This is a genomic window from Stenotrophomonas sp. X, from assembly GCF_055721025.1.
Map to the genome: position 1 here is coordinate 38,881 of NZ_CM146756.1, position 15,910 is coordinate 54,790.

At 67.9% G+C, this 15,910-nt stretch carries 15 protein-coding genes; 11 read left to right on the forward strand and 4 right to left on the reverse strand.

Annotation, left to right across the window (positions count from 1 at the left end):
- The first annotated feature begins 160 nt into the window (after positions 1 to 160).
- Together ACZ75I_RS00175 and ACZ75I_RS00180 are read left to right on the forward strand one after the other, a co-directional pair.
- Positions 161 to 1,039, forward strand: coding sequence for a hypothetical protein (locus tag ACZ75I_RS00175; protein WP_049399000.1), 879 nt, complete (start codon positions 161 to 163; stop codon positions 1,037 to 1,039).
- A gap of 11 nt (positions 1,040 to 1,050) precedes the next feature.
- Positions 1,051 to 2,253, forward strand: a complete 1,203-nt coding sequence (locus tag ACZ75I_RS00180; RefSeq protein WP_180868594.1) for a DUF4785 domain-containing protein — start codon at positions 1,051 to 1,053, stop codon at positions 2,251 to 2,253.
- 130 nt (positions 2,254 to 2,383) lie between these two features.
- On the opposite strand, the gene ACZ75I_RS00185 is transcribed toward ACZ75I_RS00180, so the two are convergent.
- Positions 2,384 to 3,205, reverse strand: a complete 822-nt coding sequence (locus ACZ75I_RS00185; protein ID WP_053496707.1) for an ABC transporter ATP-binding protein — start codon at positions 3,203 to 3,205, stop codon at positions 2,384 to 2,386.
- A 151-nt stretch (positions 3,206 to 3,356) separates the two neighbouring features.
- Between ACZ75I_RS00185 and ACZ75I_RS00190 the strand changes: the two genes are divergently transcribed.
- The 4 genes from ACZ75I_RS00190 to ACZ75I_RS00205 all read left to right on the forward strand — a co-directional run bounded on the left by ACZ75I_RS00190 (position 3,357) and on the right by ACZ75I_RS00205 (position 7,429).
- Positions 3,357 to 4,559, forward strand: coding sequence for a DesA family fatty acid desaturase (locus tag ACZ75I_RS00190; protein WP_072167421.1), 1,203 nt, complete (start codon positions 3,357 to 3,359; stop codon positions 4,557 to 4,559).
- Positions 4,556 to 4,888, forward strand: coding sequence for an EF-hand domain-containing protein (locus ACZ75I_RS00195; RefSeq protein WP_472958551.1), 333 nt, complete (start codon positions 4,556 to 4,558; stop codon positions 4,886 to 4,888). The genes ACZ75I_RS00190 and ACZ75I_RS00195 overlap by 4 nt, the downstream gene beginning before the upstream one ends.
- A gap of 19 nt (positions 4,889 to 4,907) precedes the next feature.
- A complete protein-coding gene (mutM, locus tag ACZ75I_RS00200; RefSeq protein ID WP_061480453.1) occupies positions 4,908 to 5,720 on the forward strand; it encodes a bifunctional DNA-formamidopyrimidine glycosylase/DNA-(apurinic or apyrimidinic site) lyase in 813 nt (270 codons plus the stop codon).
- 104 nt (positions 5,721 to 5,824) lie between these two features.
- Complete coding sequence (locus tag ACZ75I_RS00205) at positions 5,825 to 7,429, forward strand: OpgD/OpgG family glucan biosynthesis protein (protein ID WP_180868592.1); 1,605 nt, start codon at positions 5,825 to 5,827, stop codon at positions 7,427 to 7,429.
- A gap of 515 nt (positions 7,430 to 7,944) precedes the next feature.
- Here ACZ75I_RS00205 and ACZ75I_RS00210 read toward each other — a convergent pair.
- Both ACZ75I_RS00210 and ACZ75I_RS00215 read right to left on the reverse strand, forming a co-directional pair.
- Positions 7,945 to 8,565 carry a thymidine kinase gene (locus ACZ75I_RS00210; protein WP_472958552.1) on the reverse strand — a complete coding sequence of 207 codons (621 nt, stop codon included), beginning with the start codon at positions 8,563 to 8,565 and terminating at the stop codon, positions 7,945 to 7,947.
- A 124-nt stretch (positions 8,566 to 8,689) separates the two neighbouring features.
- The gene (locus tag ACZ75I_RS00215) at positions 8,690 to 9,361 is read right to left on the reverse strand and encodes an SEL1-like repeat protein (RefSeq protein ID WP_061479934.1); all 672 of its coding nucleotides are present in this window, start codon (positions 9,359 to 9,361) and stop codon (positions 8,690 to 8,692) included.
- Between the two features lie 99 nt (positions 9,362 to 9,460).
- Here ACZ75I_RS00215 and ACZ75I_RS00220 point away from each other — a divergent pair, with 99 nt between their 5' ends.
- Both ACZ75I_RS00220 and ACZ75I_RS00225 read left to right on the forward strand, forming a co-directional pair.
- Positions 9,461 to 11,437: a UvrD-helicase domain-containing protein gene (locus ACZ75I_RS00220; RefSeq protein WP_180868587.1), complete on the forward strand. Its 1,977-nt coding sequence runs from the start codon at positions 9,461 to 9,463 to the stop codon at positions 11,435 to 11,437.
- A gap of 200 nt (positions 11,438 to 11,637) precedes the next feature.
- A complete protein-coding gene (locus tag ACZ75I_RS00225; RefSeq protein WP_472958553.1) occupies positions 11,638 to 12,162 on the forward strand; it encodes a GNAT family N-acetyltransferase in 525 nt (174 codons plus the stop codon).
- 78 nt (positions 12,163 to 12,240) lie between these two features.
- On the opposite strand, the gene ACZ75I_RS00230 is transcribed toward ACZ75I_RS00225, so the two are convergent.
- On the reverse strand, positions 12,241 to 12,894 hold the full coding sequence (locus ACZ75I_RS00230; RefSeq protein WP_072167414.1) for a YceH family protein: 654 nt from the start codon (positions 12,892 to 12,894) through the stop codon (positions 12,241 to 12,243).
- Positions 12,895 to 12,995: 101 nt separating this feature from the next.
- On the opposite strand from ACZ75I_RS00230, the gene ACZ75I_RS00235 reads away from it, so the two are divergent.
- The 3 genes from ACZ75I_RS00235 (at position 12,996) to ACZ75I_RS00245 (ending at position 15,681) form a co-directional block, all read left to right on the forward strand.
- A complete protein-coding gene (locus ACZ75I_RS00235; RefSeq protein ID WP_346477091.1) occupies positions 12,996 to 13,919 on the forward strand; it encodes a 5'-nucleotidase, lipoprotein e(P4) family in 924 nt (307 codons plus the stop codon).
- Positions 13,916 to 14,641, forward strand: coding sequence for an orotidine-5'-phosphate decarboxylase (gene pyrF, locus ACZ75I_RS00240; protein WP_346477092.1), 726 nt, complete (start codon positions 13,916 to 13,918; stop codon positions 14,639 to 14,641). Before ACZ75I_RS00235 ends, pyrF begins: the two co-directional genes overlap by 4 nt.
- A gap of 218 nt (positions 14,642 to 14,859) precedes the next feature.
- Positions 14,860 to 15,681: a S1 family peptidase gene (locus ACZ75I_RS00245; RefSeq protein ID WP_061479926.1), complete on the forward strand. Its 822-nt coding sequence runs from the start codon at positions 14,860 to 14,862 to the stop codon at positions 15,679 to 15,681.
- Positions 15,682 to 15,910 lie beyond the last annotated feature (229 nt).

Here is a 15,910-nt window from a genome sequence, read left to right on the forward strand (position 1 = left end):
TGAAGGAAGAACGTCATCGAAGCGTGCCAGTCTGCTGAATCCGGGCGCAGCGCACGGACTTTCACGCGCCCGCACCGTGAGCATCGGCACATCGGCAGGCACCAGGGGCCGTCCAGTTCCAGCCGGGTCGGGGGGATCCGAAGACAGAGGGAGAGAAGCGATGCGCAGCACCGCAACAGGAAGTACCGTCCTGGCCCTGCTTCTGGGGCTGGCAGCAGCACCGGCGCAGGCCGCCGATGTGGTCGGCGTGGCCTTCGTGCATGGCACCGGCGCGCAGACCAATGCCACCCAGGACTACTGGCAGCCGGCGATCATCGACACCGTGCGCCAGGGCCTGCCCAACAGCAGCAACTACGTCGTCATCAACTGTGACTTCACCCAGTACATGTGGAAACCGGAAGCGGCCGGCTGCCTGGCCAACCAGCTGACCGGCTTCATCGACAGCCGTGGCATCACCCAGCTGGTGGTGATCACCCACTCCAACGGCGGCAACGTGATGCGCTGGATCCTGTCCAATCCGACCTACGACAGCCGCTATCCGAAGATCATCCGCACGGTGCGCAAGGTCAACGCACTGGCACCGTCTTCGGCGGGCACGCCACTGGCCGATGCGGTGCTCAACGGCAATACCTTCGAAACCTCGCTGGGCTGGCTGCTGGGCTACAAGAACGACGCGGTACGCCAGCAGCAGGTGGCCAGCATGGCCACCTACAACGCGCAGAACCTGTACGGCACGGCCGGTCGCCCGGCGCTGCCCAAGCCGTTCCGCGCGGTGGTCGGCAGTGACGTGGAATCGGCGGTGTGGGACAGCAACAGCTACTGCGGTGGCTATGCCGCCAACGTCGGCCTGGAGTTCACCCAGAACTGGTTGTCGTCCTGCTCCGATGGCTTCCTGGAGTGCAGCAGCCAGAAGGCGGCCGGCACCACCTGGTTCACCGACAAAGCGCGCACCCAGGGCGCAGAACCGCTCAGCCACAACCAGAGCCGGCGCGAGTGCTTCGGCCTCGGCACCCTGCTGCGCAACGACCTGACCCAGTGAGGGAGATGACCATGACGACCCATTCCACCCTGCTGGCCAGTGCGGTGCTGGCAGTACTGTCCCTTTCCGCCGCGCAGGCCGCGCAGCCTCTGCAGGCGGCCCGCGCGGGCGATCAGGTGCCTGCCGCATTGGTGGCCGCGCCGCTGCCTGCCGATGAAAGCGAACACGCGCCGTTGTCGTTTGCCTGGGCGCTGGACCCGGCACAGCCGCTGCAGGCGGCCACGCCATATGCCTCGGTCAGCCGCAGTTACTGGCAGCAGGTCGATGGCACGCAGCTGCAGCGCGGCCTGGACCTGCCGTTGACGGCGCCCGATGCGGTGATCCAGCTGAGTCCGGCCGCAGGAGCCCGCGCGCTGCCGGCCAACACCCTGCAGGTGCGCGACCCGGCTGGCCGCAGCAGCCTGGCCCGCAGTGTCGATGCGCGCGCGCTGCAGGATGCCGGCATGCCGGTGAGTGATGGCAGCAGCATGCTGCGCACCGGCGCGACCAGTGCCGCCGGTGCGTACACCCTGCAGAGCACGCAGGCGCAGGGCCGCTATGTGGTGCAGGTGCTGGAGCCGAACAGCCCGCTGCGGTTGGAAGTGCAGGCCAACCAGGCGCAGGTGCTGGCCGGTGGCAGCGTGCAGCTGCAGGCACGCCTGCTGGAAGACGGCGCCACCGCCGCGCAGCTGGCATCGCGTCGTGGCGGCCTGGGGGGTGAAGCCCTGCTGGTCGCACCGGATGGCCGCAGTTGGCCGCAGCGCCTGCTGCGAACCACCGATGGCAGCCTGCGCGCGCAGGTGCGGATTCCGACCGACGTCGGCACCGTGCAGGGGCTGTGGGAGCTGCAGGTGTTCGCCCAGGCCGATGGCGTGCTGCGCGATGGCAAGGTGGCCTTCGCGGTGGCACGGCCGACCGCGCGTTTCAGCGGCCAGGCAGCACCGGACCCGTCCAGCCGCCAGGTGGCGCTGCCGTTGCAGGTGGCTGCGGCAGGCCGCTACGAGGCACGCGGCACGCTGTATGCCACGGCCCGCGATGGCCGGATGAAGCCGGTCGCGCAGGCACATGCAGCCGCGTGGTTTGATGGCCCAGGCGCCGGCCAGCTCGTGCTGCCGTTCGGCGAGGCCGCGTTGCCGGCCGGTTTTGGCGCACCGTACGAGCTGCGCGACCTGCAGCTGCAGGACCAGAGCCGGATGGCACCGATCGAGTCGCGCGCGCTGGCGTTGCGGTTCTGAGCACGACGGTGGCGGGCCGGGATATCCGGCCCGCTGCATTGCATCCTGTAGAGCCGAGCCGATGCTCGGCTGCTGTTTGTCGTGATCAGGAGCAGCCGAGCATCGGCTCGGCTCTACAACGGCATGCCGATCACCCCGCGTATGCGGTCAGCCGGCCTTCCTGCTCGCAGACGGTGATCGCGCCGCCGAACACCGCCGACAGCGGTTCGTTGCGCAGCAGCTCGGCGCGGGTGCCGTCGGCCAGCACGCGGCCATCGCGCAGCAGTACCACGCGCTCGATCTCGGGAATGATCTCTTCGATGTGGTGGGTCACCAGCACCAGGGTGATGCCCTGCTGCGCCAGCACCCGCATGGTCGCCACCAGCTGCTCGCGGGCGACCAGGTCCAGCCCGGTGGAGGGTTCGTCCAGCAGCAGTGCCTGCGGCCGGTTGACCAGCGCGCGGGCGATCAGCACGCGGCGGGTCTCGCCAGCGGACAACTCGGCGTAGGCGCGGTCGCGCAGGGACAGGGCGCCGGTCATCGCCAGTGTTTCGCCCACGCGTGCGCGCATATCGGCGGTCACTTCGCGGAAGGCCGGCACCACGTAGCTGGCGAAGAAGCCGGACAGCACTGCCTGTTCCACGGTCAGGCCCGGCATGTCGGCCAGATTGCTGCTGAGATCGCCGGTGACGATGCCCAGCTGCGATCGCAGCCGGTCCACCTGCCAGCGGTTCTGCCCCAGCACTCTTACCGCCACGGAACCGTCAACCTGCGCCAGCGGGTACAGCTCGCGGGTGATCAGCTTGATGAAGGTCGACTTGCCGCAGCCGTTGGGGCCGAGCAGGGCGGTGTGCTGGCCCTGTGCGATGCGCAGGCTGAGCCCGTGCAGCACCTTCACCTGGCCGCGCACCACGGTGGCGCGGTCCAGTTCGATCAAGGGGGGCAGCTCCGCAACGGGCGGGGCGGCAGTCATGGTGCTGGCGCGTGGATCAAGGCTCGACAACTCAGGTCCCCAACTGTGAACGGTGCCACGGATGGCGATGCGATACATCGCCGCAGGGATGCAGTTTGCAACGCAAGCGCCCATCATGTCTGCCATCCCCGCGTCGATCCGGAGAGCTGCCATGTCTGATGCCCTGATGTCCCTGTTGACCGGTGGTGTGCTCGGCCTGGGAGGGTGGGCCATGCTGGCGGTGTTGCTGGTCTTCACCCAGATCACCATCTTCTCGGTAACCCTGTACCTGCACCGCAGCCAGGCCCATCGCGGGGTCGATTTCCATCCGGCGCTGGCGCACGTGTTCCGCTTCTGGCTGTGGCTGACCACGTCGATGATCACCCGCGAGTGGGTGGCCATCCATCGCAAGCACCACGCCAAGGTGGAGACCGAGGACGATCCGCACAGCCCGGTCACCCGCGGCATCGGCAAGGTGTTCTGGCATGGCGTGGAGCTGTACCGCGAAGCGCGCGGCATGCGCGCGGACATCGAGCAGTACGGGCGCGGCACGCCGGACGACGCGATCGAGCGCCACCTGTATACCCCGCACGCCACGCTGGGGCCGGTAGTGCTGCTGGCGATCAACAGTGTGCTGTTCGGCCTGCCCGGCGTGGCGCTGTGGGCGATCCAGATGGCGTGGATCCCGTTCTGGGCGGCGGGCGTAGTCAATGGCCTGGGCCACTGGTGGGGGTACCGCAACTACGAGTCGGCCGATACCTCCACCAATCTCACGCCGTGGGGGTTCTGGATCGGTGGCGAGGAGCTGCACAACAACCACCATGCCTTCCCCAGTTCGGCACGCTTCGCGATGCGGCGCTGGGAGTTCGACATCGGCTGGAGTGCGATCCGCCTGCTGCAGGCGCTGCGGCTGGCCAGGGTGCTGCGGGTGGCACCGGCCATGGACGTGCGCCCGAACATCGCCGTGCCCGATGCCGAAACGCTGAAGGCGCTGCTGTCGCACCGCTTCCAGGCGATGACCGATTACCAGCGCAACGTGTTCATGCCGGCCCTGCGCGAGGAGGCCGCGCAGGCCGGGGCCAAGCTGCGCCGCCTGCTGCCACGCCGGTTGCGCCGTGGGCTGGTCAACGATGGCCGCTGGCTGAAACCGGACAGCCGCGCCCAGCTCAGCGCATGGGTGGCACAGCGGCCGCGCATCCGCACCCTGGTTGAGTACCGCGGGCGATTGGCTGCGTTGCTGGAAGCCCGTGGCCACGACGCCGCCGAGCGCCTGCATCAGCTGCAGGCGTGGTGCCGCGAGGCCGAGGAAAGCGGTATCGCGGCGTTGCAGGCCTACGCCGCACGGTTGAAGGGCTACAGCCTGGTGGGCGCGTGAGGGCAGGGTACGGGCTTCTGCTGGCGGCGCTGCTGCCGGGTGCGGCGCTGGCCCAGGTCACCGACACCGCCAGCTATCTGCAGCGGATGGACAGCGATGGCGACGGCAGGGTCAGCGAGGCCGAGTTCGTACAGTGGATGCTGTATGCCTTCGATCGCATGGACCGCAACGGTGATGGCGTGCTGAGCGCCGATGAGCTGCCCGGCGGCAAGGGCAGGGCAATCCGCCGCGAGCAGCAGCGGCAGGTGATCGTGCAGCGCTTCCACAAGCAGGATGCCAACGGCGATGGCTTCCTGGATGCCCGCGAGCTGTCCGCGCCGCCGCGTTGAGCGGGCGTAGAATCGCTCCATGCCTGAACTGCCCGAAGTCGAAACCACCCGCCGCGGCCTGGCGCCGCACCTGCAGGGCCGGCGCGTGCATGGCGTGATCCTGCGCCGCGCCGACCTGCGCTGGCCGATTCCACCGGAAGTGGCCGAGCTGCTGCCGGGGCAGCGCATCGAGGACATCCGCCGGCGCGCCAAGTACCTGCTGCTGGATACCGCCATCGGCAGCGCCGTGCTGCACCTGGGCATGTCCGGCAGCCTGCGCGTGCTGCCCGGTGATACCCCGCTGCGGGCGCATGACCACGTCGACATCAGCCTGGACAACGGCCGCCTGCTGCGCTTCAACGACCCGCGCCGCTTCGGCAGCCTGCTCTGGCAGCCGGCTGGGGAGATCCACCCGCTGCTGCAGGGGCTGGGCCCGGAGCCACTGGACGACGCGTTCGACGGCGACTACCTGTTCGACCGCAGCCGGGGCCGCAGCGCGCCGGTGAAGACCTTCCTGATGGACCAGGCGGTGGTGGTGGGCGTGGGCAACATCTACGCCGCCGAGAGCCTGTTCAAGGCCGGCATCAGCCCGTTGCGCGAGGCAGGAAAGATCTCGCGAGAACGCTACCAGCGGCTGGCCGACGCGGTGAAGGAGATCCTGGGCTACGCCATCACCCGCGGCGGCACCACCCTGCGCGATTTCATCAGCCCCGATGGTGCGCCGGGCTACTTCGAGCAGGAGCTGCTGGTGTACGGCCGCGACGGGCTGCCGTGCCCGAACTGCGGGCGCGCGCTGAAGCACGCCACCATCGGCCAGCGCGCCAGCGTCTGGTGCAGCCACTGCCAGCGCTGAGCCGGCGACCAGCGGCAGCTGAACGGGCAGGGCGCGTCTCCGCTGCCCGTTAACGTTTGTCTGCCTATCATGGCCGACCTTCCCTCTGTGCCTGACGCGCCTGCATGCAACGACGCGACTTCATCCGCAATGCCTCCCTCGCCCTGGCTGCATTCGGCCTACCGTCCCTGCCCGCGTGCGCGGCCAGCAGGAGCGGCCAGATGGGCCTGCGCCGCCTCGGCCAACCGCAGCCGTTCGACTTCGCCACCCTGAAGGGCCAGGCGCGCGCGCTGGCACAGGCGCCCTACAAGAGCCACAAGCGGGTGTTGCCGGGCCGCCTGGAAGGCCTCGACTGGGACCAGTACCAGTCGATCGGCTACCGCCAGGACCATGCGCTGTGGGCCGACCAGCCCGGCAAGTTCCAGGCCAAGTTCTTCCACCTGGGCCTGTACTTCCATTCGCCGGTGCGCATGTTCGACGTGGTCGACGGCAAGGCGCAGGAACTGGCGTATGACGGCGCGGCGTTCAACTACGGCAAGAGCGGCATCAAGGATGGCGAGCTGCCGGCCGATCTGGGCTTCGCCGGCTTCCGCCTGAACACCCGCAAGGACACCGACCGCGACTTCGCCGCCTTCCTTGGCGCCAGCTACTTCCGCGCGGTCGGCAAGGAGGGCCAGTACGGGCAGTCCGCGCGTGGCCTGGCGATCGACACCGGCATGGGCAAGCCGGAGGAATTCCCGGATTTCATCGCCTACTACCTGGAACAGCCGTCGGCTGATTCGGACACGATCGTGGTCTACGGCCTGCTGGATTCGCCCAGCGTGGCCGGAGCCTATCGCTTCGCGATCACCAACGGTGACGTGCTGCTGATGGACATCGACAGCGCGCTGTACCCGCGCAAGACGATCGAGCGGTTGGGCATCGCCCCGTGCACCAGCATGTACCAGGTGGGCGAGAACGACCGCCGGATGGGCTGGGACTGGCGCCCGGAGATCCACGATACCGATGGCCTGTCGCTGTGGACCGGTGCCGGCGAGTGGATCTGGCGGCCGCTGCTGAACCCGCGCAACCTGCGTTTCAACATGTTCGTGGACCGCAACCCGCGCGGATTCGGCCTGCTGCAGCGCGACCGCAATTTCGACCATTACCAGGACGACGGTGTGTTCTACGAGAAGCGCCCGTGCCTGTGGGTGGAGCCGAAGGGCGAATGGGGCGAAGGCTCGGTGCAGCTGGTGGAGATTCCCACCGTGGACGAGACCTTCGACAACATCGTGGCGTTCTGGAACCCGAAGGAAAAGCCACAGCCGGGCCAGGAGCTGCTGGTCGGTTACCGCTTGTACTGGGGCGCCGAACCGCCGGCGCGCCCGCCGCTGGCGCACTGCGTGGCCAGCCGCACCGGCCTGGGCGGTGTGGTCGGCAAGAAGCGCGAGTACTTCAGCTGGCGCTTCGCGGTGGACTTCGAAGGTGGCGAACTGGCCAGGCTGATCGACAAGGCCGAGGTCGAAGCGGTGGTGGAAGCCAGCCGTGGCCGGGTCGAGATCGTTTCGGCGCGCCCGCTGCGCGAGATCAACGGCTATCGCGCGATGTTCGACCTGGTGCCGCCGGAAGGCAGTACCGAGCAGATCGACATCCGCCTGTTCCTGCGCAGTGGTGGCAAGACCCTCACCGAGACCTGGCTGTACCAGTACACCCCGCCGCCGGTGGGTGCGCCGGAGCGGACGCTGTACTAAGAGGGGGTTGGGTTTGCAGGGCTTGCAGCCCTGCACCCGCTTCAAGCCAAGGCAACGTCAAATGCGTGCATTCCGTGGGATGGCGGGGTGGGTCCGGTTGCGGGGGACGCTGCAAGTACGTCCCTGTAAGCTCGGTCGCCGCATCCATGCGGCTCACGCCCCCGCAACCGGACCCACCCCGCCTTCGACAGACCTCCGCGATCTGTCGGAACAGCTCATGGGGTCAGATCCGTTTTCCGAAGGAAAACGGATCTGACCCCGGAATTTCATTCGATATCTGACAGATTTCATCCACTCATGGCGTGGATCTACTGGCCGCCGGCCAATTGTCGAAGGCGGGGCACTGTGGGTTTGCGGGGTGTGAGCCGCATGGATGCGGCGACCAAGGCTACATGGACGTACTTGCGCCGTCCCCGCACACCCACAGTGCCCCGCCATCCCACGGAATGCCAGCTTTCGCTGTTGACGTTGCTGTTGCCTCTGCAGGTGCAGGGCGCAGCCCTGCCGAACACCCTTTACAACGGCAGCGGGGCCTGCGCCGGATCGATACGCCCTTCACCGCGAGTGATCTTCTTGAACTCGGCACGGCTGACCGACACGTAGCGCTCGTTGCCACCGATCTCCACCTGCGGGCCGTCCTGCACGGCGTGGCCATGCTCGTCCACGCGCACGGTCATCGTCGCCTTCTTGCCGCTGTGGCAGATGGTCTTGATTTCCTGCATCTCGTCGGCCCAGGCCAGCAGGTACTGGCTGCCTTCGAACAGCTCGCCGCGGAAGTCGGTACGCAGGCCGTAGCACAGCACCGGAATGCGCAGCTGGTCGACGACCTCGCTGAGCTGCCAGACCTGGGTGCGGGTCAGGAACTGCGCCTCGTCCACCAGCACGCAGCCCATCGGGCCGTTGGCTGCCAGATCCTGCTCCACCCAGCGCTGCAGGTCGGTATCGCGGTCGAAGGCCATGCCGTCAGCGCGCAGGCCGATCCGCGAGGCGACCACGCCGGCGCCGGCACGGTCGTCCAGGCGTGGAGTCAGGATCGCCACCCGCATGCCGCGCTCGCGGTAGTTGTGCGCGCTCTGCAGCAGGGTGGTGGTCTTGCCGGCGTTCATCGCCGAGTAGTAGAAGTAGAGCTTGGCCATCGGCCAATTCTAGTCGCCACCCGGCCCGCCGTCGCGGATCGGCCGTGGCCGGGCGATCACGTGCCGGCTGTCGCGTACCCCGGTGCCAGCAGCGCCGAGGCAACGATGGCCTGGCAGGCGTGGCTCATTGCCCCGATCTGGCCAGCTCCTCGTCCTGCCATTGCCGGTAGGCCACCGGGTCCCAGTAGCGCGCCAACTGGTGCTTTTCCGGTTGCAGCACACGGGCCCCCGCATCGCCACGGCCCTGGCTGCGCATGGCGCCGTTCCAGCCGGCGCGGCTGCCGGTCTGCCGCATGCTGCCGGCCCGCAGTTCACGTTCCAGCCGCGGCGTCGCGGCCGGATCGCCGAACTCGGCATACAGCGCGCGGCCCTCGCGCACCGCGCGCTCGCGCTCGTCGGCGGACAGTGCCTCCCAGAAGCGTTCGCGCTGTACCACCAGCCACTCGGTGCCGCGCTCGGCCGCCAGGTCCATCCATGCATAGCCCAGGGCGCGGTCGGCCGGACCGCCTTGCCCGTTCCAGAGCATGTCGGCCAGCGCTGCCTGTGACAGCTTGTCGCCGTAGCGCGCGGCATTGCGGAAGTCGTTGCGGGCTTCTTCGTGGCGGCCCCGTTCGCGGGCCTGCATGCCGAGCCCACGGAAGCGCAGGTCCGGATGGTAGACGAGGAACTCGTGCGACTGCAGCACGATCGCTTCATAGGCATCCGTGCGCGGCGGCGGGCCGGACCCGGCCGCAGGCACGGCCAGCAGGCCCAGCAGGGTAGCCACCAGCGGGCGGGCGATGATGTTCAAGGACATGGACCACGCTCCTGTGTTCCGGTGTCGACTCAATACCTTACGGCCAGGTGTCATGCAAGTCAGGTCGGCCCGCCGGCACCCCGCTACAATCCTGTCCCCATGCACGGTCTCAATCCCCCCCAAGCCGCCGCCGTCCTGCACATCGAAGGCCCCTTGCTGGTGCTCGCCGGCGCCGGCAGCGGCAAGACGCGGGTGATCGTGGAGAAGATCGCCCACCTGATCGGCAGTGGCCGCTATCCGGCGCGCCGCATCGCGGCGATCACCTTCACCAACAAATCGGCCAAGGAAATGCGCGAGCGCGTGGCCAAGCGCCTGCGCGAGCAGGACGCTGACGAGGTGACCATCTGCACCTTCCATGCGCTGGGCCTGAAGTTCCTGCAGATCGAACATGCCGCCGTGGGCCTGAAGCGCGGCTTCTCCATCTTCGATGCCGATGATGCCGCCGCGCAGATCAAGGACCTGATGCACGGCGCCAAGCCCGATGACATCGAGGACATGAAGAACCTGGTGTCGCGCGCGAAGAACGCCGGGCTGTCGCCCGAGCAGGCGATGGCCGCCGCACGCAGCAACCGCGAGAAGGAAGCGGCCAGCGTCTACGAGCGCTACCAGCTGCGGCTGACCGCGTTCAATGCGGTCGATTTCGATGACCTGATCCGCCTGCCGGTGCAGATCCTGGAAGAGAACCCCGAGATCGCCCTGGCCTGGCGCGAGCGCATCGGCTACCTGCTGGTGGACGAATGCCAGGACACCAACGACGCGCAATACCGCCTGCTCAAGCAGCTGGCTGGTGAGAAGGGCAATTTCACCTGCGTGGGTGACGATGACCAGTCGATCTACGCCTGGCGTGGCGCCAACCCGGAGAACCTGCAGCAGATGGGGCGTGATTACCCCACGCTGGAAATCATCAAGCTCGAGCAGAACTACCGCTGCTCCAACCGCGTGCTGCGCGCAGCCAATGCGCTGATCGCCAACAACCCGCACGAGCACCTGAAGAAGCTGTGGAGCGACCAGGCCGACGGTGAGCGCATCCGGGTCTGGGAATGCCGCAACAGCGAACACGAGGCGGAAAAGGTGGCCGCCGAGATCGCCTTCGTGGCGCAGTCGCGCAACGTGCCGTGGAGTGACTTCTGCATCCTGTTCCGCGGCAACTTCCAGTCGCGGCCGCTGGAAAAGGCGATGCAGCTGCTGCGCATCCCCTACCACCTGACCGGCGGCACGATGTTCCTGGAACGCCAGGAAGTGAAGGACACGCTGGCCTGGCTGCGGCTGCTGGTGAACCCGGACGATGACACCGCGTTCATGCGCGCGGTGCAGTCGCCCAAGCGCGACGTGGGTGCCGGTACGCTGGCCAGGCTGGCCGAGCTGGCGCAGGAAAAGGACATCCCGATGGCGCATGCCGCCGAGTCGATCGGTGCGCTGCAGCAGCTGCCACCGCGCGCGGCCAACAGCCTGGCGCGGTTCACCGACATCCTGCGCGACCTGCGCGCGCAGATGCGCCAGGTCAGCTCCGGCGACATGATCCGCAAGGTGGCCAAGGAATCGGGGTTGCTGAGCGAGCTGCGCCAGCAGGCCAAGGAAGAGGCCAGCTACCAGCGTCGCGCAAACAACATCGAGGAACTGGCGCAGTGGTTCGAGGGCGGCCCGCGCGGTGCAACCGCCGCCGACCTGGCCGGCCAGCTGGCGCTGCTGTCGCGCAGCGACAAGGACGAGGGCGGCAATCAAGTGCGCATGATGACCCTGCACGCTTCCAAGGGCCTGGAATTCCCGTACGTGTTCATCGTCGGCTGCGAGGACGGCGTGCTGCCGCACCAGGTCAGCCTGGACGAGGGCAACCTGCAGGAAGAGCGGCGCCTGCTGTACGTGGGCATCACCCGCGCCAAGATCCAGCTGTGGATGAGTTACAGCAAGCTGACGCGCAAGTTCGGCGAGCATGTGCGGCTGAAGCCGAGCCGGTTCTTCGATGAGATCCCGGCCGAGGAGATCCAGCGCGACGGTGCTGACCCGGTGGCCGATGCGGCGCGCAAGAAGGAACGGGCGAGCGCGGGGTTGGCGGCGATCGAGGCGTTGTTCGACTAAGGCGCTCCAACGGCGCCGCCCCTCCTTGGTGGAGCACGCGTTGGTTCGGTGGCTGGCCGGTCGGGGTGGGTTCGCGGGGGACGCCGTGAACCCGTCCCTGAAGTGACCCCCGGGCGTGTCCTTCCACGGCAATGCAAAGAAAATCAAATTCAACAGCCGGGGGGTGAGGCAGAATCAGGGTTTCGGCTGGAGGTCTGCGCGTGCATCCGATTGAAAGTGAACGCCTGCGTCTGCGTGCGATCGAGCCCGACCGCGATGCGGTGCCGATGTTGGCACTGTTGAACGATCCGGGCTTCGTGCGATTCATTGGTGACCGCAATGTGCGCAGTGAGGAGCAGGCGCGGGAGTACATCGCGCTGCGGGTGCTGCACAGCTATGCGTTGAACGGGTTCGGCATGTATGCCATCGAGCGCTTGTCCGATGGCGCGTGGCTGGGCAATGCCGGGCTGGTGCGGCGTGATGGCCTGCCGGGGCCGGATATCGGCTATGCGGTGCTCTCGGAATTTGCCGGGCAAGGCTACGCCGGTGAGGCGGCGCGTGCGGTGTTCGCGCATGCACGCGGAGCGCTGCGCCTGCAGGATCTGTATGGCATTACCGATCTGGACAACGTGGTGTCCGGGAAGATCCTGCTGGGCCTGGGCATGCAGGAGCGCGGAGTGATCCAGCTGCCGGGCGTGGACAGCCCGAGCCGGCTGTATGCCACGCCGGGTGCGGCGCGGGTCTGACCCCTGATGTTGGTAGGTGCCGACCGTTGGTCGGCACGATTCAGATGCAGTGCCGACCAACGGTCGGCACCCACCCCCTCAACCGCGCAGTTCTGCCAGCTGCGCCTGCAGCTCGGCCACGGCCGTTTCCAGCTGGGCCACGCGCTCGGCCAGGCCCGGATCGGCCGCATCGCTGCTGCCACCGCCACTGCTGGCGTACTTGGCCGCCAGCGCGGCACCATCCACTTCACCGCACAGCAGGTGCATGTAGCGGTCTTCGCGCTGGCCGCTGGCGCGCGGCAGCACCACCAGCAGCGCGCGCTGCTGCAGGCGCTCGATGGCGTGGCGGGCTTCGTCGATATCCGCGAACCGGTACAGACGCTCGCTGCGCGACACCAGCTCGCCCAGGGTCTGTGGACCGCGCAGCAACAGCAGCGCCAGCAGCACGGTCTGCTGCCGGGTCAGGTCCAGCGCGGCCTGCAGGCGGTGCTCGTAGCGGTCGGCGCGCGAGGAGAAGTGCTGGCGAGCCAGGCCCAGTGCTTCCAGCTGGCGCAGCGCGTGCTGCACGCTGCCGGCGTCGACGTTCATCACCGGCTCGCGGGCGGTCTTCTGGTTGGCGGCCGACTGGGCCGCATTGACCGTCAGCGGGTAGGTGTCCGGTGTGGTTGCCTCCTTCTCCACCAGGCAGCCCAGCAGGCGGGCCTGCACGGCGTCGAGCAGGGGGACGTCGGGGGTCTGGACGGAATCGGTCATGGCGGCCTCCGGAAGGGCAACGGGTCAACCGCCAAGCATAGCCGTCCCGGGGCCGCCTTTGCCGGTAAAATGCGCCGGTATATCTGATTGCCGGTGAATCCATGCGTCGTCCTGTTTCCCTGTCCCTGACCCTGCTCGCCACTGCGGCGCTGGGCCTGTCCGCCTGCAAGCGCGTGGACGCGCCTGCTGCCGAAGCCGCCGCGCCGGAGGCCCCGGCCGCTGCCGCCAAGGCCGATGGCGCGCGTGATGCCACCGCCAACGACAACCTCAACGCCGTGCTGTGGATGCAGCGTGCGCAGGAGTACAGGGCGATCACCGAGCAGACCTACCGCGCCGCCGCCGACCACCTGGACGTGGCGCTGAAGGAAGCCCATTGGGATGCTCTGGTGCCGGAAGAACGCGGCAACGAGGCCAAGGGCCTGAAGCCGGCCGTGGTGCTGGACGTGGACGAGACCGTGCTGGACAACTCGCCCTACCAGGCGCGCCTGGTGCGCGACGGCAAGGAATACGACGAGCTGAGCTGGGACCAGTGGGTGGCCGAAAAGAAGGCCAAGGCGATCCCGGGCGTGGTTGATTTCGCCAAGGCGGCCAACGCCAAGGGCGTGACCCTGCTGTACATCTCCAACCGTGCCGTGCACCTGAAGGACGCGACCCTGGCCAACCTGCGCGAGCAGGGCCTGCCGGTGGCCGATGACAGCGTGTTCCTGGGCCTGGGCACCGTGGTCGAAGGCTGCGAGCAGGCTGGCAGCGAGAAGAACTGCCGCCGCCGCCTGGCCGGGCAGAAGTACCGCGTGCTGATGCAGTTCGGCGACCAGCTGGGTGACTTCGTGGAAGTGACCGCCAACACCAACGAAGGCCGTGACGCCCTGCTGCAGCAGTACCACGACTGGTTCGGCGAGCGCTGGTGGATGCTGCCGAACCCGACCTACGGCGGCTTCGAGCCGGCGCAGTTCAACAACGATTACAGCCAGTCGCGCCGGGCCCGCCACGACGCCAAGCGCGCCGCCCTGGACTACGCACCATGAGCCGCGCGCCACTGCCGCTGCGCGACGACGAGCGCCTGATCTTCGCGCTGGACGTGCCTGACCGCGCGCAGGCGCTGGCGTGGGTCGACCGCCTTGGTGACAGCGTGGCCTTCTACAAGATCGGCATGGAACTGCTCGCCTCCGGCCAGTACTTCCAGGTGCTCGATGAGCTGGCCCGCCGCGACAAGCGCGTGTTCGTCGACCTGAAGTTCTTCGACATTCCGGCCACCGCTGCGGCGGTGATCAAGCGCCTGTCGCAGTGGCCGGTCAGCTACGCCACCATCCATGGTTGGCACCCGGCCATGATGGAGGCGTGCGCGGCCGCCAACAGCGGCGACATGCGCCTGCTGGCAGTGACCGTGCTGACCTCGATGGGGCGCCCCGACCTCGCACAGATGGGCATCGACCGCGAACCGGTGGACGTGGTGGTCGAGCGCGCGCTGGCTGCCCAGGCCGCCGGCATCGATGGCGTGATCGCTTCGGGCCAGGAAGCCGGCCCGATCCGCGCTGCCACCGGCAGCGGATTCTCGATCGTCTGCCCTGGCATCCGCCCCGGTGGCCCGGTCGGCGATGACCAGAAGCGTACCGTTGGCGTAGCGCAGGCCTTTGCCGATGGCGCCGATGCCATCGTGGTCGGTCGCCCGATCCGCCTGGCCGCCGATCCGCAGGCCGCAGCGCGGGCGATCCAGCAGGAAATCGCGTCGGCTCTGGCTGCACGCTGAGCCCACCACCGACGCCGGTCACGCTGGCACCACGAACGCCATCCCGATCCATGCGGGATGGCGTTCGCATTTGTGGGGCTGCATCTGTCGCACGCAGCGCCAGCCACGAGAACTGTGCGCACGTTCGCGCTGCGGGCCTCTCCACTGCTCCCCAATCGATGCACCGGTACGGACCGCGGCCGCACCGGTTCCAACCATCGACAGAGGAGTACAGGGAAATGTATCGCAGCACCTCTTTGTTCATCGGCCTGCTGTTGGCCGCGTCTGCCGTACCCGCCATCGCTGCGCCGCAGCTGCGCGATGCGCCGCGCATCATCGGCGGCGAAGCGGCGCCGGCCGACGAGTACCCGTTCATGGTCAGCATCCAGGGCATCTTCGACGGCGATTCGGACCACGACCGCCACTTCTGCGGGGGCACCCTCATCTCGCCCTCGTGGGTGCTGACGGCCGCGCACTGCATGCAGGGCGAAGCGCCTGGTGGCATCGCCGTTGTCGGCAAGGTCACGACCCTGTCCACCGACGCCGCGCCACGACCGTCCAACGTCAAGGCGATCCACGTCCATCCGGCATTCAACAGCGGCAATTCGCTGGAGCACGACGTCGCACTGATCCAGCTCAGCGCACCGTTGGACGGTGCACAGCCGGTGGCACTGCAGCTGCGGCCCGACGCCAGCTATCTCAAGCCGGGCCGTGAATTCACGGTGATCGGCTGGGGAGACACCGACATCGGCGATGGCCGGGTCTATCCGACTCAGCTGCAGACCGCGCAGGTGCCGTTCGTTTCCTTCACCGAATGCCAGCAGGCCTACGGCGGTGAACTGTCACGTGGAAAGGTCATCTGCGCCGGCCGCGAGGGCATCGACAGCTGCCAGGGGGATTCCGGAGGCCCCCTGCTGCTGCGCCTGCGTGAAGGCTGGACCCAGTTCGGTGTCGTCAGCTGGGGCGAGGGCTGTGCGCTGGCCGGCTATCCGGGGATTTATGCCCGAATCGCCGAAAAACACGCCGTAGATTTCATCGAAGCGGTTTGGCAACGCGATTGATACAATAAAATCAAATACATACATGGCATTACGTGAAGTGTTGCCTTAACTTGAGCGGCAGCGTAGGATCGCCGCCATCCGGTCCTCGGGCCGGACATGTGCCACAACACTGTCCTCCGGCCCCGCGCCGGCTTGAAGAGCCTGTGATCCCCGTGATCCGGGCTCTTTTTTTATCCCGGTGGCGGCGCTGGGGTCAGATCCCTTCTGCCCGCAGCAGAGGAGATCTGAC